This is a genomic window from Mycobacterium sp. 1245852.3, assembly GCF_001669335.1.
In the GTDB taxonomy this organism is placed as follows: domain Bacteria; phylum Actinomycetota; class Actinomycetes; order Mycobacteriales; family Mycobacteriaceae; genus Mycobacterium; species Mycobacterium europaeum_A.
In genome coordinates, this window is record NZ_LZLL01000535.1 from 50,040 (window position 1) to 69,481 (window position 19,442).

Sequence of the window (19,442 nt, forward strand, 5' to 3'; positions counted from 1 at the left end):
CGGTGTCATGGCGTGACAATGTTGAAATTCGGATCCGGGTCGTCGAGCACACTCAGCAGGGCCTGCAGCGCGCCCTGATTCCCGGATAGCTCCAGGCCCGGTGAGCTGAAATCCCCCGTCGCCACGGCGAGCAGCCGAATCTTGTTTGCCAGCTTGACGGTAACGGTGGCGGTGGCGGGATCGGGCGCCGCCTTGCGCCGAACCAGCACCCCGTTGCGTAGGGTGAGCCGATAGTTGACCGCGGTGTCGGCGAAGGCGATGTCGATGGCGATGTCCAGATCCCAGCTGCGCGGTCCGTTGACGCGGATCGCCAGGCTGTCGAAGATCTGCTCCGGCGTCAGTTGGGACAGCAGGGTGGGCGATGTGACCTGACCCGCGGTGCCGAAGGTTCCGTCGCGCAATTCCGTTGCCCCGCTCAGGAAGAAGTTGCGCCAGGTCGCGTTCTCGGCCCCGTAGGCCAGCTGCTCGAGGGTGTCGGCATAGAGATCCCGCGCGCCGGCGTGCTCGGCGTCGGTGAAGACCGCGTGGTCCAGCAGCGTCGCGGCCCAACGGAAGTCGCCGGCCGCGAACGCATCCCGCGCGAGGTCGACCACTCGGTCGATTCCGCCCATCGCCTCGACGTACCGCGGCGCCAACGCTTCGGGCGGATGAGGCCACAACCGGCCGGGGTTGCCGTCGAACCAACCCATGTAGCGCTGGTAGATCGCCTTCACGTTGTGGCTCACCGATCCGTAATACCCGTGTGTGTGCCAGGTCCGCTCGAGAGTCGGTGGCATCTGGAACATTTCGGCGATCTCGACGCCGGTGTGGCCCTGGTTCAGCAAGCGCAGTGTCTGGTCGTGCAAATACGCGTACATGTCGCGCTGCAGTGACAGGAATTCGACGATGCTGTCCCGTCCCCAGGTCGGCCAATGATGCGAAGCGAAGACCACGTCGGCACGCTCGGCGAAGGTGTCGATCGCTTCGGTGAGGTAACCGGACCACGCGTGCGGATCGCGCACCAGCGCGCCCCGCAGGGTCAGCAGGTTGTGCAGGTTGTGCGTCGCATTCTCGGCCATGCACAACGCGCGGAAACGCGGGAAATAGAAATGCATTTCGGCGGGCGCCTCGGTTCCGGGCGCCATCTGGAACTCGATCTCCACGCCGTCGATGGTGTGCTTCTCACCGGTCTCGCGGATGTCGACGGTCGGCACGATGAGGGACACCTCGCCCGTGGACGTGGCCTGCCCGAGCCCGCAACCCACGTGGCCCTGCGGTCCGCGCTCCAGCGTCACGCCGTACATGTACGTCGCGCGTCGCAGCATCGCCGGACCGGCATAGACGTTTTCGGACACCGCGTGCTCGACGAAGCCGTCCGGCGCCAACACCGTCACCGCACCGGAATCCACCTCCGCCTGCGAGGTGACGCCCAGTACGCCGCCGAAATGGTCGACGTGGCTGTGGGTGTAGATCACCGCCACCACGGGACGGTCACCGCCTCGCTGGCTGCGGTACAACGCGAGCGCGGCCGCAGCCACCTCGGTGGACACCAGGGGGTCGATGACGATGATGCCGCCGTCGGACTCCACGAAGGTGATGTTGGAGATGTCCAGTCCGCGAACCTGATAGATGCCGGGCACCACTTCGTAGAGGCCTTGCTTGGCGGCCAGCGTCGACTGCCGCCAGAGGCTGGGATGAACCGATGTCGGGGCGGCATCACTCAAAAACGAGTAGGCGTCGTTGTCCCACACCACCCGCCCGTCGGCCGCTGTGATTACGCACGGAGACAGGGCGGCGATGAATCCGCGGTCGGCGTCGGCGAAGTCCGTTTGGTCATGCAATGGCAGATCGTGGTCGCGATGGGCCGACTCGATGACTGCGCTGGGAGGCTTGTGGTCCACGGTCGTACCTTGCCATCAAAGCGGCCTCGATCAAGGTGATTCGGGCGGCTTTTCGCCCTCCGATTAATGAACACAGCAACAATTTCTGCGGGTTCTGGATCCCGACTCAGTTAACCCGCATACTGCCCAGACGGCCCTCAATGCCGAGGACCGCAACTATCGGGCAAAGGAGAACAGGTGAAGCGTCAACTGACGGTCGCGCTTGCTGGAGCGGCCATTCTTGCCGCGGGTATTTCGGGCTGTTCGAGTAGCAAATCAAATGGCGTTTCGACCTCGGTGCCGGGAGGCTCCGTGTCGGCCGGCGGTAACAACTCGTCGAAGGTCATCATCGACGGCAAGGACCAGGACGTCCAAGGCACCACTGTCTGCACCAAGGCTGGCGGCAACATCTCAATCGCGGTCGGTGGGAACCAGACCGGGATCAGTGTCGTGCTCGCCGACGCCAATCCGCTCGCGGTGAAGGCGGTCCAGCTCGGCAATGTCAACGGCGTGACGCTTCAGTACGCGCAAGGTAGCCAGGGCAACGCCTCGGCGACCAAGGACGGCAACACCTACAAGGTCACCGGCACCGCCAGCGGCGTCGACATGGCTAACCCGATGCAACAGGTGAACAAGCCGTTCGAAATCGACGCGACTTGCTCCTGAGCTAAGAATCGTGGGCGGGCGGTTGCCATCCATTGGGTGGCAACCGCACCGTGAACTCGGTCCGGCCCGGCGCGCTGTCCACCTCGATCGTCCCGTTGTGCGCCTTGACAACCGCGGAGACGATCGCCAAACCCAGCCCGGTGCTACCGCCCTTGCGCGAGCGCGAAGAGTCGCCGCGGGCGAACCGCTCGAAGACCTCGGATTGCAGCGCCGCCGGGATGCCGGGCCCGTTGTCGATGACCTGCAGCACGGTGTGCGACGGCTCGGTGCTCAACCGGGTGGTGACAACGGTGCCCGCCCCGGTGTGGACGCGGGCGTTGGCAAGCAGATTGGTCAGCACTTGGTGTAGCCGCGCCGCATCCCCGGTGACGACCACCGGTTCTTCGGGCAGGTCGAGTTCCCACTGATGATCGGGTCCGGCGACGTGTGCGTCGTTGACCGCGTCCACGGCCAACCGCGACAGATCCACCGGTTCGCGTTCCAACGGCCGGCCCGAATCCAGCCGGGCCAGCAGCAGCAGGTCCTCGACGAGGCGCGTCATCCGCTCGGTCTCGGACGCCACCCGGCTCATCGCCTGCGCCACCGCCTCGCGATCGTCACCCATCCGCTGCGTCAGTTCGGTGTAGCCGCGGATCGCCGCAAGCGGCGTGCGCAGTTCGTGACTGGCATCGGCGACGAACTGGCGGACCCGCGTCTCGCTGGCCTGCCGCGCCGACAGGGCGGCGGCGATGTGGTCGAGCATCTGGTTGAGGGCGGCGCCGAGTTGCCCCACCTCGGTGGAGGGATTGGCGTCGGACTCACGCACGCGCACCGGCAGTTCGACCTCACCGCGTGCCAGCGGCAAGCCGGCTACCTTGCTCGCGGTCTGCGCGACGCGGCGTAACGGCGCCAGCGCCCGCCGGATGATGATCACGCCGGCCGTGGTGGCGGCGACCAGCGCGATGACCGTCACGATGGCGAAGATGACCAGCATCCGCATCAGGGTGGTGTCGATGTTGGCCATCGACAGGCCGGTGACGATGACGTCGCCGCCGTTTCGGCTCGGGGCGGCGACGACCCGGTAGCGGCCCAGCCCGTCCAGGTTCAGCGTCACCGGCTTGCGACGGTCGGCGATCGCGGACAGCTGCTGCTGGGCGGTGGGGCTCAGCTCGGCCCGGTCGCCGCTGCTCGTGGTGTAACCGGCGTCCACCGTATTGCCGTGGCTGACCACCGCCGCCACCATGCCCGCCGGCTGGCCCGGGGCATCGAGGAACCGCGGACCGGGGCCCGGCCGTGGATAGACGTGCTGATGCCGCCAGCCCGAATGCGGCGGCTCGGGATACATCAGCGCCGAGCGATAGGAGGTGCCGGCCAGCTGTCCGTCGAGCTGTGCCACCAGGTGGTGGAGCAACGCCAGCTCGGTCGCCGCGGTGATGCCCACGCAGACGATGGCCAGCACGACGATCTGTCCGACCAGCAGCCGCAGCCGCAGCGACCAGACCCGCCGCGTGTCAGCGGGCCGGCTTGAGGACATAACCCGCGCCGCGCAGCGTGTGGATCATCGGTTCTCGGCCGTTGTCGATCTTCTTGCGCAGGTAGGAAATGTAGAGCTCGACGATGTTGGATCGGCCGCCGAAGTCGTAACTCCATACCCGGTCCAGGATTTGGGCCTTGCTCAGCACCCGCTTGGAGTTGCGCATCATGAAGCGCAGGAGCTCAAACTCGGTGGAGGTCAACGAAATTGGTTCGCCGGCGCGGGTGACCTCGTGACTGTCCTCGTCGAGCACCAGGTCCCCGACCACCAGCTGTGCGCCGCTGTCCACCGTGGTGACCCCGGTGCGGCGCAACAGCGCCCGCAGCCGCAGCACGACCTCTTCGATGCTGAACGGTTTGGTGACGTAGTCGTCGCCACCGGCGGTCAGGCCGGCGATGCGGTCTTCGACCGCGTCCTTGGCGGTGAGCAGCAGCACCGGCAGCTGCGGGTTCTCCTCGCGCAGTTTGTGCAAGACGTCGAGCCCGCTCATGTCGGGCAGCATCACGTCGAGAACCACCACGTCGGGCCGCTGCGAGCGGGCCGAACCGATGGCCGACGCGCCATCACCGGCGGTGGAGATGTTCCAGCCCTCGTACCGCAGTGCCATTGACACCATGTCGGCCAGGACGGATTCGTCGTCGACGACCAAAACGTTGATGGGGTTGCCGTCCGCACGGCACATGACAACCCGCTCTACCGAGGCTCGGGGCTGCGTCACAAGTTCCAGTATCCGCCGACGGCTGAGCCGCGGCTATGCCAAACCTATGCGTAGCCTGTGAAACGAATCGCGCGACTGCTCAGCAGTCGCGCGATTCGTTCTTCAGTCAAGCCGTTAATACCAATAGCGCCGGCCGGCGACCGGGCGGCCGACCGAGCCCAGGATCCACAGGATCGCTCCGATGACCAGCAGCACGATGCCCAGCGTGGTCAGGATCGGTACGTGGAAAAAGTATCCGAGAATAAGCAGGACAATCCCTAAGATAACCATGTCAACTTCCTTTTGAGTGAGCGGTTAGAGGTTGATCGATTGCATTGAACTTGGTTGCGGCAGATGGCAATCCGTGACTTTCGGATTGACACCGAAGTAATTCAAGGGTCCGGCGATCACGGTCACCGCAACCGTGCCCGCCGAGGCGCATGATGTGTTGTCGTTTTTGAAGTAGTCGCGCTGCCACGCCGCGAAGACTCCGATCAGCAACCACACCAACGCAACCGTTCCGATGATCCCGCTGCCACGCATCGCGACCTCCAATGTGGACGAGAAGAAGTTTCTCGTGGACGTGAAGTTACCCATTCGACTTATGTCTAAACATGCAATGGGTTATGCGGCAGTGCTTGTCGGCACAACTCGCCGCGTCAGAGGTGATCAGCGAGCCAGGTCGCGGCCCGCTTCTTCGACGCACGGGACAGCCAGGCGTCCTGGATCAGCTCAGCTAATTCGGTTCTGCTGATTTCGCCCAACCGACTGGCCCGCACCAGGACCGAGGGGTGCCCATCGAAGTGGTTCGTGGTGAAAAACGGCGATTCGGGATCGGAAACCAGCGCCAACTTGTCGCTCTCCGATTCCACCCAGAGCATGATCACGTCGGCATAGCGTTCGCCGGTGTCCGGATCGGTCGCGTCGGGCCGGGGCGTGCGGAAAAAGACGAACGACTTCCCGCCCACCTGGTAAATGGCGTTGCCCTTGGGCCCCTCCAGGCGCTGAACGTGCGGCATCGCGGCGGCGATCTCGTGCACGTCGCTGAGCCGGGCGCGTCGGGCAGCCATGACCGCGAGCGTACCGATGGCCGGCGCCGGTGGTGAGAGACGTTGCCCCTAAGGGGATTTGATTTACCCCGCCGTTCGCTGCGCGGACACGTAGAGGGTGGGCGGCATGGAGTCCTCCGAACCCTGCGGCACGCTGCGGTCATACCGCGCCATCAACTCCGCGAACGACGCCGTCGTGACATCCCAGCCGCGCTCGCGCAGCCAGGCGTCGACCGGCGTGCGCTCCTCGGCGTACCACAGGTCGTCGAAGTCCGTGATCTCGGCGTTGACCAGCTCGGCGGCCGCCGCCCGCATCCGTCGCATGTCGTCGCGCTGCCGCTGGACCCGCCCGGGGTCGGTAAACCCCGAGTCGGGCACGTTGGAGGCGAGCCAACTGCCCGCGACGCTCAGCGAGTCGATCCGCTCGAACAGCAGGTCCTGGGCCCGCGCCGGCAGGTAGCGAACCAGGCCCTCGGCCGACCAGACGGCCGGCGCCGACGCGTCAAACCCCGCCTCCTGCAGCGCTTTCGGCCAATCCTGGCGCAAATCTATCGGAACATTGACCAGCCGCGCCTTCGGTTCCGCGCCGTGCGCGCGCAGTGTCTCGGACTTGAAATCCAGCACCTTGGGCTGGTCGAGCTCGTAGACGACCGTGCCGTCGGGCCACGGCAGCCGCCAACTGCGGGCGTCCAGGCCGGCCGCCAGGATCACCACCTGCCGAACGCCGGCGTCGGCGGCGCCGAGGAAGAACTCGTCGAAGAACGCCGTCCGGGTGGCCATGAAGTCGACCATCAGTTGCAGCCGGTCGCGCAGATCCGGCTCGATGTCACCGGCCTTGGCCAGCAGCGCGGGGTTGGCGTAGATGCTCCACATCCCCTCCCCCGCGGCGTCGACGAACACCCGCGCGAACGGATCGCTGATCAGCGGGTTCTCGCTCTCGGTCTCGGCCGCGCGAGCCGCGGCGACACCCAGCGCGGTGGCGCCCACGCTTTGAGTGATCTCCCAGGAATCATCGTCGGTCCGCGGCATGGCCAGTTCCTTCCCCAGAAAGTAAGTTACGCACACTATTCTTCCAGCCCCCGCCGCCCGGGGCCGCCCGTCGCCGCTGTCCTAGTCTTTTTCCCAGACGGTCCACAGGTTGCAAGGGAGTGCCATGACGCCCATCCCGCCGCGCACGCCGCAGGAGGTGTTCGCCCACCACGGCGCCGCACTGGCCGCGGGCGACCTCGACGAGATCGTCGCGGACTACGCCGAGGATGCCGTGGTGATCAGCCCCGCCGGCATCGCCCGCGGCACGCAGGCCATCCGCCAGGTGTTCGAGGAGTTGCTCGCCGACCTGCCGAATGCGCAGTGGGACTTGAGAACTCGCCTTTACCACGAAGACGTGCTGTTCCTGGTGTGGACCGCCGATTCGGCCGTCAACCGGGTCGACGACGGCGTGGACACCTTCGTGTTCCGTGATGGCATGATCCGAGCGCAAACCGTCCGATACACGCCGCACCCGAAGGGCTGACGAGTGGAACCCGTGAACCTGGAAGCCGTAGCGCAGTGGATGTCCGGGCAGGGGCTCGGTGAGGGGCCCCTGCAGGACGTTTCCAACGTCACCGGCGGCACCCAGAACGTGATGCTGCGATTCACCCGGGCCGGCCGGCAATACGTGCTGCGGCGCGGGCCACGGCACTTGCGCCCGCGCAGCAACAGCGTGATCCTGCGGGAGACGAAAGTCCTTGCCGCACTTGCCGGTTCCGATGTCCCGCATCCGCACCTGATCGCCGCCTGCGAGGACCCGAGCGTGCTGGGCGACGCCGTCTTCTACCTGATGGACCCGGTCGACGGCTTCAACGCGGGCGAGGGCCTGCCGCCGCTGCACGCCGGCGACGCCAAGGTGCGCCACGGGATGGGCCTGTCGATGGCCGACGCGCTGGCCAAGCTGGGCGCCGTCGACCACGTCGCGGTGGGGCTGGCCGACTTCGGCAAGCCGGAGGGTTTCCTGGAACGCCAGGTGCCACGCTGGCTTTCGGAGCTGGAGTCCTACAACGAGTACGAGGGCTACCCCGGGCCCGACATCCCCGGCATCGAGGAGGTGTCCACCTGGCTGGAACGGCATCGGCCGGCCAATTGGACCCCGGGCATCATGCACGGCGACTATCACGCCGCCAACGTGATGTTCTCCCGGACCGGGCCAGAGGTGGTCGCGATCGTCGACTGGGAGATGTCCACGATCGGGGATCCGCTGCTGGACCTGGGCTGGCTGCTGGCCACCTGGCGCCAGCCCGACGGTTCCAGCGTGTTCAGTCACGCCCTGGGCGGCCAGGACGGGCTCGCCAGCACCGATGAGCTCTTCGAGCGCTACGCCGCCAACACCACCCGCGACCTGTCCCACATCACCTGGTACACCGTGCTTGCCTGCTTCAAGCTGGGGATCGTGATCGAGGGGACGCTGGCCCGGGCGTGCGCCGGGAAGGCGGAGAAGGAGGTCGGCGACCAGTTGCACGCGGCCACGGTGCATCTGTTCGAGCGGGCGCTGGGCCTCATCTCCAGCGCGGCCTGACCCACTAACATCTCCTCTCGTGCCGCCTTATCCCGAGGAACCGGATTTCTACTCCGAGCCCACCGCGGCCGCGCGGTACGGCGGATATTACGAGCCCGAGGCCCCACCGCCCGAGCCGCCGACGCCCTGGTATCGCCGTCCGGCGGCGCTGGTCGCGGCCGGCGCGCTCGGGGTGATCCTGCTGGCCGCGCTGGTGTTCGCGGTGGTCAAGCTGACCAGCGGCTCACCGGCGCCCAGCCCCGCGACCACCACGACGGCCGTCCCGTCCACCACCGCGCCGGTGACCACCACGACGCACGCGCCGCGGCACCACGGCGGCGGTGGCGGCGCGCCCACCGAGACGGTGACCGAAACGGCCCCGCCGCCCAGCACGGACACTCCCACGACGACGGAGCCACCGAGCACCGTCACCGTTTCGCCGAGCACCGAAACCAGCACGGTCACGCAGACCGTGACCGAACCGCCCAGACGGGGACCGTTCGGCGGACCCTTCCAGCCCCGCCCCTAGCGCGGCGACATGCACGCGAGCGCCGGCCTGGTCCGGCCGGCAGCTGCGCCGGATGCGGCCGCGTGCCTTGCCATTTACCGGCCGTACGTCGAGCACACGGTCATCAGTTGGGAGATCGACGTCCCGACCGAAACCGAGATGTCCGCGCGCATCGCCGCCGCCCAGGCCGGCCACGAATGGCTTGTGCTGGAACGCGATCGCCGGGTGATCGGCTTCGCCTACGGGCACGCGTTCAATCGCCTTGCCACGTACCGGTGGTCGACCGAGACCGGGATCTATCTAGAAGCCGGCCATCGCCGCACCGGCGGGGGCCGCGCGCTCTACACCGAGCTGTTGCGCAGGCTCGCCGAGCGGGGCTACCGGCAGGCGTTCGCCGGCATCACCCAGCCCAACGAGGCCAGCACCGGCTTCCACCGCGCGTTCGGGTTCACCGACGCGGGGCTGTACCGCCGCGTCGAATGGAAGCACGGCGGCTGGCACGACGTCGCGTGGATGCAGCTGGACCTGAGGCCCGGCGCCGCACCGGATGAGCCACCCGGCCCGATCGTCTCGCCGGGCCGCGCGCGCGAGTCGGGGGCCTAGCCGCCGGCGCCGCCACCGCCCAGGAAGCCACCCGCGCCGCCGCCACCGACGAAACCACCGGCACCGCCGCCACCCAGGAAACCGCCGCCGGCGCCACCACCGATTTGCTCAATGCTGATTGTCATGGGCGGAAGGTATCGACGGGAAACCGCGCCGACAAGAAACTGGGTCTGAACGATTCGAATCATTTCGGGTTGCCCAACCCTGAGCTAGTGAGCGCGCCCGAAGGGATTCGAACCCCTAACCTTCTGATCCGTAGTCAGATGCTCTATCCGTTGAGCTACGGGCGCCTGTTCTTCAGTTGTCGTTCCGTGTTGCCGCTAAAGGATCTAGCGGAGGCGAGAGGATTTGAACCTCCGGTCCCCTTTGAGGGGGACAACTCATTAGCAGTGAGCCCCATTCGGCCGCTCTGGCACGCCTCCCTTGGACTTTCTGAGGGTACCGACCCCTTTCCGGTCTCGCGGAACCGGCCATACTGTACACAGCTGACACGTAAACTGTCGAAGTGACTGCCCGCCTGCGCAACGAACTGGCCGGACTGCCAGTGTATGTGCCCGGCAAGAACGTGCCGGGCTCGATCAAACTGGCCAGCAACGAGACCGTGCACGGGCCGCTGCCCAGCGTGCACGCCGCCATCGAACGCGCGGTAGCCGTCGTCAACCGCTACCCCGACAACGCCAGCGTCGACCTCAAGGCCGCGCTGGCCATGCACCTGGGTTCCGACGTCGCGCCCGAGCACATCGCGGTCGGCAGCGGTTCGGTCACGCTGTGCCAGCAGCTGGTTCAGATCACCTCGGCCGCCGGCGACGAGGTGATGATCGGCTGGCGCAGCTTCGAGTGCTACCTGCCCATCATTCAGGTGTCCGGCGCGGCCACCGTCAAGGTGCCGCTGACCGACCACACGCACGACCTCGACGCGATGCTCGCCGCGATCACCGACCGCACCCGGCTGATCTTCGTGTGCAACCCGAACAACCCGACATCCACCGTCGTCGATCCGGACGCACTGACGCGCTTCGTCGAGGCCGTGCCGCCGCACGTCCTGATCGCGATCGACGAGGCCTACGCCGAATACATCCGCGACGGCCTGCTGCCCAACAGCCTGGAGCTAGCCCTGACCCACAGCAATGTCGTTGTGCTGCGGACCTTTTCGAAGGCCTACGGGTTGGCGGGCCTGCGGGTCGGCTACGCGGTAGCCCATCCGGACCTGATCACCGCGCTGGACAAGGTCGTCATGCCGTTCGCGGTCACCAACGTCGCGCAGGCGGCCGCCATCGCGTCGCTCGAGGCCTCCGACGAGCTGATGGCCCGCACTGATGCGCTGGTCCTCGAGCGCGCCCGGGTCAGCGCGGGATTGCGCGAGGCCGGGTTCGAGCTACCCCCATCGCAGGCCAACTTCGTCTGGCTACCGCTGGGTGAGCGCACCACCGACTTCACCGAGCAGGCCGCGGAGGCGCGCCTGGTGGTGCGGCCGTTTGCTGACGAGGGCGTGCGTGTCACCATTGGTGCGCCGGAGGAAAATGACGCCCTGCTGCATTTTGCCCGCGATTGGATTGCCCGCACCGAATCGTAAGGAGTCGCCCGTGGACCTCGCGCGGAAGAAGTTCACCGAGTTCAAAGAGCGCAGCGGCGACATCGCGGATTCCGAGCTCGACGACTTCTGGGCCGAACTGGCACCCGCGACCATCGAGGGGATGCTCGGCGAATGGAAGGGCGGCGAATTCCAGACCGGCCACAAGATGAACGGCCAGCTGGAAAAGGCCGGCTGGTACGGCAAGACCTTCAAGTCCGCCCGCGACGTGCAGCCGCTGGTCTGCCTGGACGCCGACGGCAATAAGTTCTCCAACGTGGAGATGGGCAAGGGCGAGGCGAGCCTGTGGCTCGAGGACTTCCGCGGAGAGGTCACCGCCACAATGGTTTACGACGGCCAGCCGGTGCACGACCACTTCAAGAAGATCGACGACGACGCCGTGATGGGCATCATGAACGGCAAAGGCGTGCGGGATAACGGCAAGTACTACTACTTCTACCTGGAACGCGAGTAGGTCTGGGCGCTCGAGTGTGCCTTCGTGCCGCCGAGTGTGAATTGAGGGCGTTGAGTGTGCATCCAGGGCGGCGACGCGCCGTGCGAACCCGCCGTGGCCTCACACTCAATGCCCAGGCTTCACAGTCGGTGGCTAAAGGGCTAGGCAGCCCGAGCTAGCCCGCCGGGTTGCGACCGGTGAACGCGACCAATTGTTCGAGCGCACCGGCGTCCTCGGGGACGTCGACCGGGTCGTCGAATCCGGCCTGACCGCGTAGCTCCGGCCTGATGATCTGGCGCGCCAAGCCCAGCACGTATTCGGACAACGGCTCGGGCGCATTGATGTCGTGCCCCACCGCGGCGGCGTAATCCCAAGCGTGGACCAGGAATTCGATCGACAGGATGCCGCACGCGCTTTTGGCGGGGATCTCGCCCTTGCCGAACGGGACCGAGCCGTCCAGGCCGTGGCGGTGCCAGGCGTCCAGCGCGGGCCGGGCCGCGGCGATCACCTGACGCTCCACCGAATCGCCCTCGTCGCGCTCCGGGATCTGGGCGCCGACCATGCCCCCGAGCGCCGAGATCGAGTTCAGCAGATGCCCGGTCAGCGCTGAGACGTCGAATTCCGTGCACGGCGTCCGTCGCGACAGATCGTCGGCGGCGATGGTGTGCACCACGCGCTGCAGCACCCCCAGCGTGTCCTCTGCGCTGTGTAGCTCGTCGGTGGGCGGGGAATGCGGTCCGGGTCGCAAGTCAGGAGCCATATTCGCCACGCTACGGTCTCGATATGGCGCAAGCATACGAATCCGTCACCGTCGAGACGAAAGACCACGTCGCCCAGGTGACGCTGATCGGGCCGGGCAAGGGCAATGCGATGGGACCGGCGTTCTGGTCGGAGCTGCCCGAACTGTTCGCCGCGCTGGACGCCGACTCCGAGGTGCGGGCCATCGTGCTGACCGGCTCGGGCCGCAACTTCAGCTACGGCCTGGACGTGCCGGCGATGGGCGGCTCGTTCACCCCGCTGCTGTCCGGCGACGCGCTGGCCGGTCCCCGCGCGGTCTTCCATCGGGAGGTCAAGCGCATGCAGGGCGCCATCACCGCGGTCGCCGACTGCCGGACCCCGACCATCGCCGCGGTGCACGGCTGGTGCATCGGCGGCGGCGTCGACCTGATCTCGGCGGTCGACATCCGCTACGCCAGCGCCGACGCCAAGTTCTCGGTGCGTGAGGTCAAGCTGGCCATCGTCGCCGACGTCGGCAGCCTGGCCCGCCTGCCGATGATCCTGAACGACGGACACCTGCGCGAGCTGGCACTGACCGGCAAGGACATCGACGCGGCCCGCGCCGAGAAGATCGGTCTGGTCAACGACGTGTACGCCGACGCCGACGCCACCCTGGCCGCCGCACACGCCACCGCCGCGGAGATCGCCGCCAATCCCCCGCTGACCGTGCACGGCATCAAGGACGTGCTCGACCAGCAGCGCACCGCGGCCGTCTCGGAGAGCCTGCGGTACGTGGCCGCCTGGAACGCGGCCTTCCTGCCGTCGAAGGACCTGACCGAGGGCATCTCGGCGACGTTCGAAAAGCGGCCGCCGCAGTTCACCGGCGAGTAGTCCCGCGCCACGTACCCTCGCTGAGGTGACGACACCAGACGGCAAGATCCGCCTCCCGGCCGACCTGGATTCCGTGACGACGATCGGCGCCGAGGACCACTCCGAAATCGACAGCGCCGCCGTCGAGCGGATCTGGCAGGCCGCCCGGCATTGGTACCAAGCCGGCTTCCACCCCGCCATCCAGCTGTGCATCCGCCGGCACGGCCGCGTCGTGCTGAACCGGGCGATCGGCCACGGTTGGGGCAACGCCCCCAGCGACCCGCCCGACGCGGAGAAGATCGTCGTCACCCCCGACACACCGTTTTGTGTGTATTCGGCGGCCAAGGGCATGGCGGCGACCGTCGTGCACATGCTCGTCGAGCGCGGCGTGTTCTCGCTCGACGACCGCGTGTGCGAATACATCCCGGCGTTCACCAGCCACGGCAAGCACCGGATCACCATCCGGCACGTGCTGACGCACAGCGCCGGACTGCCCTTTCCCACCGGGCCCCGACCCGACGTCACCCGCGCCGACGACCACGAGTACGCGCAGCAGAAGCTAAGCGAGTTGCGGCCCCTCTACCGTCCCGGGCTGATGCACATGTACCACGCGCTGACCTGGGGTCCGCTGGTGCGCGAGATCGTCTACGCGGCCACGGGCAAGGAGATTCGCGAGATCCTGGCCACCGAGATCCTCGACCCACTCGGCTTCCGCTGGACCAACTTCGGCGTCGCCAAGCAGGATGTCCCGTTGGTCGCGCCCAGCCACGCCACCGGGCGAACACTCCCGCCGGTGGTCGCCCAGATCTTCCGCAAGGCGATCGGCGGGACCGTGCACGAGATGATCCCGTACACGAATTCGCCGATGTTCTTGACCACCATCATTCCGTCGTCCAACACGGTGTCGACCGCGCAGGAGATGTCGCGTTTCGCCGAGATATGGCGCCGCGGAGGCGAACTCGACGGTGTGCGGGTGATCAGCCCGGAGACCATGTACGGCGCGGTGACCCAATGCCGAAGGCTACGACCGGATTTCGCGGTCGGGCTGCAGCCGGCCCGCTGGGGTACCGGCTACATCCTCGGCACCAACCGGTGGGGCCCGTTCGGGCGTAACGCGCCGCACGCGTTCGGCAACCTGGGCCTGGTCAACATCGCCATCTGGGCCGACCCCGCGCGCGGCCTGTCGGCCGGCGTGGTGAGCAGCGGCAAACCCGGGCGCGATCCCGAGGCCCGCCGGTACACCGCCCTGCTGGACACGATCACCGCCGAAATCCCATCCGGTTGACGACGACGGCAGTGGGAACACTGCCCTCATGGCTACCTATCGAGTGCTCGACCCGAAGGGCGAGGTCGTCGCGACCAAAGACATCGAAAGCGCCGACGACGCACACGCGTGGTTCGTCGACCAGAAGGCCGACAACAGCGAGCTCGGCTGGCGCATGGAAGTCGAACACGACGGCGAGTGGCATTTCTTCGACGACACCGAGGGCGACCGAAGCTAGGTGTTTGTCCCCCGGCTGGCGGGGCAACCAACAACGCATGGACTCGCAACGCTTCCGCAAGCTGCTGGACGCACCGGGGCCGTTCGCTTCGGTCTACTTCGATGACTCACATGACACCCATGACGCCGAGGCGCAACTCGAGCTCAAGTGGCGGGCGATCAAAGAAGAACTGGAACGCTTACACGCCGCAGCGACGGTCGTTGACCAGATCGAGGACGCGATCAAGAACCTGCGGCCGCCGATCGGCCGCAGCGGGCGGGCGGTGATCGCCAACGCCGACGGCGTGGTGATCAACGAACATTTGGCCCGCCCCGCCGCGACCGATGTCGTCCGGGTATCCGAATTGCCTTATCTGGTACCGATTCTCGAGCAAAGCTTCGATCATCCCGATTATGTGCTGGCGGTCGTCGATCACAGCGGTGCCGACATCACCACCCACATCGGCGGAACGCTGCGCGACGAGACCGTGGACGGCGGTGGTCATCCCGTGCATAAAGCCGCCGGTGCGGAGACCGCGGGCTACGGCGATCCCCAGTTGCGCACCGAAGAGGCCGCACGCAAGAACCTGCGCGCCGTCGCCGACCGCGTCGCCGAACTGGCCGACGGCAAGGCCATCGAGGTGATCTTTGTGGTGGGCGAGGTGCGCTCGCGATCCGATCTGCTGGCCGAGTTGCCGGAACGGTTACGCGAGCGCACGGTGGCACTCGAGGTGGGAGCCCGGCACAGCGGGCACGACTTCGGTGAGATCGAGCAGGCCATCGAAGCTGAGTTCGTCAAGCGCCAGCTGCGCACCATCGACGATGCCGCGCAGCGCTTCACCGCCGAGATCGGGCGGCAGTCCGGGCTGGCGGCCGAGGGCTTGGGCGCGGTCTGCTCGGCGCTGCGTCAGGGCGCCGTGGAGACGCTGATCATCGGTGACATCGGCGACGCGACCGTCGTCGCCGACGAAGGCCTGACGACGCTCGCTCCCAACGAGAACGTGTTGTCCGAGCAGGGCGCCGCTCCCGCCAAGACGCTGCGGGCCGACGAGGCGCTGCCGTTCTCGGCGATCTCGGTGGGCGCCGCCCTGGTGCGCACCGACGAGCGCATCTCCCCGGCCGACGGGGTGGGCGCGGTGCTGCGCTACGCACCCACGCTGCACCAGAGCGTTGAGTGATCAGGAGCGGTGGCGGAGGGATTTGAACCCCCGGACGGTTTTAGCCGTCTCTCGCTTTCAAGGCGAGTGCATTAGGCCGCTCTGCCACGCCACCGCTGATCAGGGTAGCGGGACTCGGTAGCGTGGCCACCATGCGCGCCATCGTCGCCGAATCTTCCGATCGACTCTCCTGGCAGGACGTGCCCGACGTTTCCGCCGGGTCCGGTGAGGTCTTGGTCAAGGTCGCCGCCGCCGGCGTGAACCGCGCCGACCTGCTGCAGGCGGCCGGCAAGTACCCGCCCCCGCCGGGGGCGAGCGAGATCATCGGCATGGAAGTGTCCGGTGTCATCAGCGAGGTCGGCGCCGACGTGACGGGATGGTCTGTCGGACAAGAGGTTTGCGCGCTGCTCGCCGGGGGTGGTTACGCCGAGTACGTCGCCGTCCCCGCCGGCCAGCTGCTGCCGATTCCCGACGGCGTCGATCTGGTGGACGCGGCCGGGCTGCCCGAGGTGGCCTGCACGGTGTGGTCGAACCTGGTGCTGACGGCACACCTCGGCAAGGGCCAGCTGCTGCTGATGCACGGCGGGGCCAGCGGCATCGGAACGCACGCGATCCAAATCGCCCGGGCGCTGGGTGCGCGGGTGGCCGTCACCGCCGGATCGCAGGAAAAGCTGCAGACCTGCCGCGACCTGGGCGCCGAGATCACCATCAACTACCGCGACGAGGACTTCGTCGCCCGGCTGCAGGAGCACGGCGGCGCCGACGTGATCTTCGACATCATGGGCGCCTCCTATCTGGACCGCAACATCGACGCCCTGGCCACCGATGGGCAGCTCGTCATCATCGGCATGCAGGGCGGCATCAAGGGCGAGCTCAACATCGGCAAGCTGCTCGCCAAGCGGGCGCACGTCATCGGCACCACGCTGCGCGGGCGGCCAGTCAGCGGCCCGAACAGCAAGAGCGAGATCGTCGCGGCCGTGACGGCCAAGGTGTGGCCGATGATCGCCGACGGCCGGGTCCGGCCGATCATCGGCGCCCGCCTGCCCATCCAGCAAGCCGGTGAGGCACACCAACAGCTGACGTCGAGCAAGGTGACCGGAAAGGTCGTCCTGACGGTCTAGCCCAGCGAGGCCAGCGCGCGGACCAACTGGTCGACTTCGGCCGTCGTCGAGTAGTGCGCCAGGCCGACGGTGACCGCGCCGCCAACGTCGTTGACGCCCAATACGTCGAGCGCGCGGGAACTTTCGTTGGTGACGGCCAGAATTCCGTTGTCCGCCAACCGCTGCACGACGCGTTCGGCGGGCACGCCGTTCAACGCGAAACTGACCACCGGGATGCGCACCTCGGGACGGCCGATCACCATCACCAACGGCAGCGAGCGCAACGACACCATCAGGTAGTCGTAGATCCGGTTCAGGTACGCCGTGGCGGATTGCATCGACACCGCCAGGCGTTCGCGCCGGTTGCCGCGGGCGGATTCGTCGAGCGAGGCCAGGTACTCGATGCTGGCCACCACCCCGGCCAACAGACCGAACTGGTGCGCGCCGATCTCGAGGCGCGCCGGCCCGGTCGCCTTAGGATCCGGCGAGATGGAACTGAACGAGTTGAGCAGCGCCGGATCGCGGAACACCATGGCCCCGATCGGCGGACCGCCCCACGCCGCGGCGTTCACCGCCACCACGTCGGCGTCGGTCTCCTTCACGTCGAGCAACCGGTAGGGCGCCGCGGCGGAATGGTCGACCACCACCAGGCCGCCGACGTCGTGCACCAGCTTGGTCATCGCGCGCAGGTCGGTGACCGTGCCCAGCGTCGCGGAGGCCGAGGCGACGGCGACCAGCCGGGTCGACTTGCCGATCAGGCCCTCCCACTGCCACGTCGGCAGCTCACCCGTCTCGATGTCGATCTCGGCCCACTTGACCTTGGCGCCGTAGCGGTGCGCCGCGCGCAGCCACGGGGCGATGTTCGCCTCGTCGTCCAGGCGGCTGACGATGACCTCGTAGCCCAGGCCGGCCCGCGACGACGACGCCTCGGCCAGCGCTGAGAGCAGGATCGCCCGATCGGCGCCCAGCACGACGCCGGCGGGTTCCACGTTGAACAGATCGGCCACCGCCGCCCGCGCCGCCTCGAGAACGGCAGCACTGCGCTGCGCCGACGGGTGGGCGCCCACGGTGGTGGGACCGGACCGGCGGAAGGCGGTCGACACGGTCGTCGCGACGGAATCGGGAACCAGCATCCCGCTCGGGGCGTCGAAGTGTACCCACCCGTCACCCAGCGACGGATGTAGTCCGCGCACCCGGGCGACGTCGTATGCCATGTGGGCCACCTTAAAGCTTCCGCTTTTTGCGAAACTGTGACGGTAGCGGGTGCCACAGACGTTCCGGCCAGTCGGTGGCCTCCCGAGCCAGGGCACCCGGCCAGCCATACTAGTCGAGTGGGGCTCTGGTTCGGAACGCTCATTGCATTGTTCTTGCTGATAGCGCCCGGGGCGATCATCGCACGTATCAGTCAGTTGTCGTGGCCCGTCGCTGTCGCGGTCGGCCCGGCACTGACCTACGGCATGGTCGCCCTTGCCATTATTCCGTTTGGTGCCATCGGGATTCCGTGGAACGGGTGGACTGCGCTGGCGGCGCTGGTGGTGGTGTGCCTGCTGATGACCGGTTTAGCGCTGCTGCTCGCCCGCTACCGCGACCGCGACGCCGAGGCCCGCGCGATCAGCCGGTGGCCGGCCATCACGGTGGGGGCCGGGGTGGCGCTGGGGTCTCTGCTCGTCATGTGGGCCGCCTACCGCGGGCTGGCCGCCCATTGGCAGACCATCCCGAGCACCTGGGACGCCGTCTGGCACGCCAACGAGGTGCGGTTCATCCTGGACACCGGCCAGGCGTCGTCGACGCACATGGGCGAGCTGCGCAACGTCGAGACCCACAAGACGCTGTACTACCCGTCGGTGTTCCACGCGCTGATCGCGGTGTTCTGCCAGCTGACCGGGGCGGCGCCCACGACCGGCTACACGCTGAGCTCGGTTGCCGCATCGGTGTGGCTGTTTCCCACCAGCGCGGCGATGCTGACCTGGCATCTGCTGCGGGCGCGCACCACCGAGTGGCGCTGCGCCGGGGCGGCGGCCACCGCGGCCGCGCTGTCGGCGTCGTTCACCGCGATCCCCTACGTCGAATTCGGCGTCGCCGCGATGCCCAACCTGGCCGCCTACGGGGTCGCGGTGCCCGCGTTCGTCCTGATCACCTCCACGCTGCGACACCGCGACCGCATCCCGGCGGCCGTGCTGGCCTGGGTGGGGGTCATGTCCGTGCACATCACCGGCGGCGTGATCGTGTTGTTGTTCCTGGTGGCCTGGTGGGTGATCGACGTGTTGTGGCATCCGGTGCGCGGCAGGCTGGCCGATTTCATCGCGCTGGCCTGCGTCGCGGTGCTGACCGGACTGATCCTGCTGCCGCAGTTCATCAGCGTCCAGGGACAGGAAGACATCATCGCGGGGCACTCGTTTCTGACCCACCTCAGCAAAAAGCGGGGATTGTTCGACGCGGTCTTCCAGCACTCCCGGCACCTCAACGACTTCCCGTACCAGTACGGGCTCACGGCGCTCGCGATCCTCGGCGGACTGCTCTTCGCCTACAAGAGGATCTGGTGGCCACTGGCGGTCTGGCTGCTGCTCGTGGTGGTCGACGTCGACGCCGGGACGCCGCTCGGCGGTCCGGTCGGCGCGGTGGCCGGGATGTTCGGCGAGTTCTTCTACAAAGATCCGCGCCGGGTCTCG

23 protein-coding genes and 3 tRNA genes are annotated in these 19,442 nt (G+C 67.5%); 13 read left to right on the forward strand and 13 right to left on the reverse strand.

The features are described 5' to 3' along the window. Positions 1 to 5: 5 nt before the first annotated feature. Complete coding sequence (locus A9W96_RS24640; protein ID WP_067143802.1) at positions 6 to 1,880, reverse strand: alkyl/aryl-sulfatase; 1,875 nt, start codon at positions 1,878 to 1,880, stop codon at positions 6 to 8. 177 nt (positions 1,881 to 2,057) lie between these two features. On the opposite strand from A9W96_RS24640, the gene A9W96_RS24645 reads away from it, so the two are divergent. Continuing rightward, complete coding sequence (locus tag A9W96_RS24645; protein ID WP_067143803.1) at positions 2,058 to 2,525, forward strand: lipoprotein LpqH; 468 nt, start codon at positions 2,058 to 2,060, stop codon at positions 2,523 to 2,525. 1 nt (position 2,526) lies between these two features. Here the strand turns inward: A9W96_RS24645 and A9W96_RS24650 are convergent, their stop codons facing one another. From A9W96_RS24650 to A9W96_RS24670, 6 genes are all read right to left on the reverse strand, one after another. Beyond that, positions 2,527 to 4,038 carry a cell wall metabolism sensor histidine kinase WalK gene (locus tag A9W96_RS24650; RefSeq protein WP_066872985.1) on the reverse strand — a complete coding sequence of 504 codons (1,512 nt, stop codon included), beginning with the start codon at positions 4,036 to 4,038 and terminating at the stop codon, positions 2,527 to 2,529. Continuing rightward, complete coding sequence (locus tag A9W96_RS24655) at positions 4,016 to 4,720, reverse strand: response regulator transcription factor (protein WP_067143804.1); 705 nt, start codon at positions 4,718 to 4,720, stop codon at positions 4,016 to 4,018. Before A9W96_RS24655 ends, A9W96_RS24650 begins: the two co-directional genes overlap by 23 nt. Positions 4,721 to 4,870: 150 nt before the next feature. Beyond that, entirely contained in the window at positions 4,871 to 5,026 is a 156-nt protein-coding gene (locus tag A9W96_RS31750; RefSeq protein WP_007771976.1) for a DUF6131 family protein, read from the reverse strand. Between the two features lie 24 nt (positions 5,027 to 5,050). Continuing rightward, the gene (locus A9W96_RS24660; protein ID WP_066873162.1) at positions 5,051 to 5,290 is read right to left on the reverse strand and encodes a hypothetical protein; all 240 of its coding nucleotides are present in this window, start codon (positions 5,288 to 5,290) and stop codon (positions 5,051 to 5,053) included. 104 nt (positions 5,291 to 5,394) lie between these two features. After that, complete coding sequence (locus A9W96_RS24665) at positions 5,395 to 5,805, reverse strand: MmcQ/YjbR family DNA-binding protein (protein WP_067143805.1); 411 nt, start codon at positions 5,803 to 5,805, stop codon at positions 5,395 to 5,397. A 63-nt stretch (positions 5,806 to 5,868) separates the two neighbouring features. Further along, positions 5,869 to 6,813, reverse strand: coding sequence for a class I SAM-dependent methyltransferase (locus tag A9W96_RS24670; protein WP_067143807.1), 945 nt, complete (start codon positions 6,811 to 6,813; stop codon positions 5,869 to 5,871). A 124-nt stretch (positions 6,814 to 6,937) separates the two neighbouring features. On the opposite strand from A9W96_RS24670, the gene A9W96_RS24675 reads away from it, so the two are divergent. Genes A9W96_RS24675 through A9W96_RS24690 form a run of 4 tightly spaced genes read left to right on the forward strand, consistent with a single transcriptional unit; the run spans position 6,938 to position 9,425 of the window. After that, a complete protein-coding gene (locus tag A9W96_RS24675; RefSeq protein ID WP_067143808.1) occupies positions 6,938 to 7,297 on the forward strand; it encodes a nuclear transport factor 2 family protein in 360 nt (119 codons plus the stop codon). A 39-nt stretch (positions 7,298 to 7,336) separates the two neighbouring features. Continuing rightward, complete coding sequence (locus A9W96_RS24680) at positions 7,337 to 8,335, forward strand: phosphotransferase family protein (protein ID WP_369827526.1); 999 nt, start codon at positions 7,337 to 7,339, stop codon at positions 8,333 to 8,335. Positions 8,336 to 8,354: 19 nt separating this feature from the next. Further along, the gene (locus tag A9W96_RS24685; RefSeq protein ID WP_066882429.1) at positions 8,355 to 8,843 is read left to right on the forward strand and encodes a hypothetical protein; all 489 of its coding nucleotides are present in this window, start codon (positions 8,355 to 8,357) and stop codon (positions 8,841 to 8,843) included. A gap of 9 nt (positions 8,844 to 8,852) precedes the next feature. Beyond that, the gene (locus A9W96_RS24690) at positions 8,853 to 9,425 is read left to right on the forward strand and encodes a GNAT family N-acetyltransferase (RefSeq protein ID WP_066882427.1); all 573 of its coding nucleotides are present in this window, start codon (positions 8,853 to 8,855) and stop codon (positions 9,423 to 9,425) included. Here A9W96_RS24690 and A9W96_RS33105 read toward each other — a convergent pair. From A9W96_RS33105 to A9W96_RS24700, 3 genes are all read right to left on the reverse strand, one after another. Beyond that, positions 9,422 to 9,550, reverse strand: a complete 129-nt coding sequence (locus A9W96_RS33105; RefSeq protein WP_255361718.1) for a hypothetical protein — start codon at positions 9,548 to 9,550, stop codon at positions 9,422 to 9,424. The genes A9W96_RS24690 and A9W96_RS33105 overlap by 4 nt on opposite strands. A gap of 92 nt (positions 9,551 to 9,642) precedes the next feature. Beyond that, positions 9,643 to 9,715, reverse strand: a tRNA-Arg gene (locus A9W96_RS24695). A gap of 43 nt (positions 9,716 to 9,758) precedes the next feature. Then, a tRNA-Ser gene (locus tag A9W96_RS24700) sits at positions 9,759 to 9,847 on the reverse strand. Positions 9,848 to 9,930: 83 nt separating this feature from the next. Here A9W96_RS24700 and hisC point away from each other — a divergent pair. Together hisC and A9W96_RS24710 are read left to right on the forward strand one after the other, a co-directional pair. Next, complete coding sequence (hisC, locus tag A9W96_RS24705; protein WP_067143810.1) at positions 9,931 to 10,998, forward strand: histidinol-phosphate transaminase; 1,068 nt, start codon at positions 9,931 to 9,933, stop codon at positions 10,996 to 10,998. Between the two features lie 10 nt (positions 10,999 to 11,008). Next, a complete protein-coding gene (locus A9W96_RS24710) occupies positions 11,009 to 11,470 on the forward strand; it encodes a DUF4334 domain-containing protein (RefSeq protein ID WP_066873011.1) in 462 nt (153 codons plus the stop codon). 154 nt (positions 11,471 to 11,624) lie between these two features. Here A9W96_RS24710 and A9W96_RS24715 read toward each other — a convergent pair whose 3' ends face one another. Continuing rightward, positions 11,625 to 12,209: a TIGR03086 family metal-binding protein gene (locus A9W96_RS24715; RefSeq protein WP_197499631.1), complete on the reverse strand. Its 585-nt coding sequence runs from the start codon at positions 12,207 to 12,209 to the stop codon at positions 11,625 to 11,627. Positions 12,210 to 12,232: 23 nt separating this feature from the next. Between A9W96_RS24715 and A9W96_RS24720 the strand changes: the two genes are divergently transcribed. From A9W96_RS24720 to A9W96_RS24735, 4 genes are read left to right on the forward strand one after another with little or no spacing between them, the layout of a single operon-like run. Continuing rightward, positions 12,233 to 13,057 (forward strand): crotonase/enoyl-CoA hydratase family protein, encoded by an 825-nt coding sequence (locus A9W96_RS24720; protein WP_067143813.1) that lies wholly within the window; start codon positions 12,233 to 12,235, stop codon positions 13,055 to 13,057. A 25-nt stretch (positions 13,058 to 13,082) separates the two neighbouring features. Next, a complete protein-coding gene (gene lipE / locus A9W96_RS24725; RefSeq protein ID WP_067143815.1) occupies positions 13,083 to 14,321 on the forward strand; it encodes a lipase LipE in 1,239 nt (412 codons plus the stop codon). A gap of 28 nt (positions 14,322 to 14,349) precedes the next feature. Beyond that, positions 14,350 to 14,538 (forward strand): hypothetical protein, encoded by a 189-nt coding sequence (locus A9W96_RS24730; RefSeq protein WP_066873023.1) that lies wholly within the window; start codon positions 14,350 to 14,352, stop codon positions 14,536 to 14,538. 37 nt (positions 14,539 to 14,575) lie between these two features. Further along, positions 14,576 to 15,694 carry a hypothetical protein gene (locus A9W96_RS24735; RefSeq protein ID WP_067143818.1) on the forward strand — a complete coding sequence of 373 codons (1,119 nt, stop codon included), beginning with the start codon at positions 14,576 to 14,578 and terminating at the stop codon, positions 15,692 to 15,694. Between the two features lie 7 nt (positions 15,695 to 15,701). On the opposite strand, the gene A9W96_RS24740 is transcribed toward A9W96_RS24735, so the two are convergent. Next, positions 15,702 to 15,788, reverse strand: a tRNA-Ser gene (locus tag A9W96_RS24740). 37 nt (positions 15,789 to 15,825) lie between these two features. On the opposite strand from A9W96_RS24740, the gene A9W96_RS24745 reads away from it, so the two are divergent. Next, positions 15,826 to 16,794 carry an NAD(P)H-quinone oxidoreductase gene (locus A9W96_RS24745; RefSeq protein WP_067143827.1) on the forward strand — a complete coding sequence of 323 codons (969 nt, stop codon included), beginning with the start codon at positions 15,826 to 15,828 and terminating at the stop codon, positions 16,792 to 16,794. Here the strand turns inward: A9W96_RS24745 and A9W96_RS24750 are convergent. After that, entirely contained in the window at positions 16,791 to 17,987 is a 1,197-nt protein-coding gene (locus A9W96_RS24750; RefSeq protein ID WP_066882421.1) for a cysteine desulfurase-like protein, read from the reverse strand. The two genes, A9W96_RS24745 and A9W96_RS24750, sit on opposite strands and share 4 nt — an antisense overlap. Before the next feature lie 117 nt (positions 17,988 to 18,104). Between A9W96_RS24750 and A9W96_RS24755 the strand changes: the two genes are divergently transcribed. Further along, on the forward strand, positions 18,105 to 19,442 hold a 1,338-nt coding region (locus A9W96_RS24755), incomplete at its 3' end, for a DUF6541 family protein (protein WP_067143829.1).

Excerpts from the sequence above, each read along its gene's own strand:
- A9W96_RS24745 (WP_067143827.1), top strand. The coding sequence starts at position 15,826 with ATGCGCGCCATCGTCGCCGAATCTTCCGATCGACTCTCCTGGCAGGAC.
- A9W96_RS24735 (WP_067143818.1), top strand. The coding sequence starts at position 14,576 with ATGGACTCGCAACGCTTCCGCAAGCTGCTGGACGCACCGGGGCCGTTC.
- A9W96_RS24750 (WP_066882421.1), bottom strand. The coding sequence starts at position 17,987 with ATGGCATACGACGTCGCCCGGGTGCGCGGACTACATCCGTCGCTGGGT.
- A9W96_RS24690 (WP_066882427.1), top strand. The coding sequence starts at position 8,853 with ATGCACGCGAGCGCCGGCCTGGTCCGGCCGGCAGCTGCGCCGGATGCG.
- A9W96_RS24650 (WP_066872985.1), bottom strand. The coding sequence starts at position 4,038 with ATGTCCTCAAGCCGGCCCGCTGACACGCGGCGGGTCTGGTCGCTGCGG.
- A9W96_RS24680 (WP_369827526.1), top strand. The coding sequence starts at position 7,337 with ATGTCCGGGCAGGGGCTCGGTGAGGGGCCCCTGCAGGACGTTTCCAAC.
- A9W96_RS24670 (WP_067143807.1), bottom strand. The coding sequence starts at position 6,813 with ATGCCGCGGACCGACGATGATTCCTGGGAGATCACTCAAAGCGTGGGC.
- A9W96_RS31750 (WP_007771976.1), bottom strand. The coding sequence starts at position 5,026 with ATGGTTATCTTAGGGATTGTCCTGCTTATTCTCGGATACTTTTTCCAC.
- A9W96_RS24720 (WP_067143813.1), top strand. The coding sequence starts at position 12,233 with ATGGCGCAAGCATACGAATCCGTCACCGTCGAGACGAAAGACCACGTC.
- A9W96_RS24655 (WP_067143804.1), bottom strand. The coding sequence starts at position 4,720 with ATGTGCCGTGCGGACGGCAACCCCATCAACGTTTTGGTCGTCGACGAC.
- A9W96_RS24675 (WP_067143808.1), top strand. The coding sequence starts at position 6,938 with ATGACGCCCATCCCGCCGCGCACGCCGCAGGAGGTGTTCGCCCACCAC.
- A9W96_RS24715 (WP_197499631.1), bottom strand. The coding sequence starts at position 12,209 with ATGGCTCCTGACTTGCGACCCGGACCGCATTCCCCGCCCACCGACGAG.
- A9W96_RS33105 (WP_255361718.1), bottom strand. The coding sequence starts at position 9,550 with ATGACAATCAGCATTGAGCAAATCGGTGGTGGCGCCGGCGGCGGTTTC.
- A9W96_RS24730 (WP_066873023.1), top strand. The coding sequence starts at position 14,350 with ATGGCTACCTATCGAGTGCTCGACCCGAAGGGCGAGGTCGTCGCGACC.
- A9W96_RS24665 (WP_067143805.1), bottom strand. The coding sequence starts at position 5,805 with ATGGCTGCCCGACGCGCCCGGCTCAGCGACGTGCACGAGATCGCCGCC.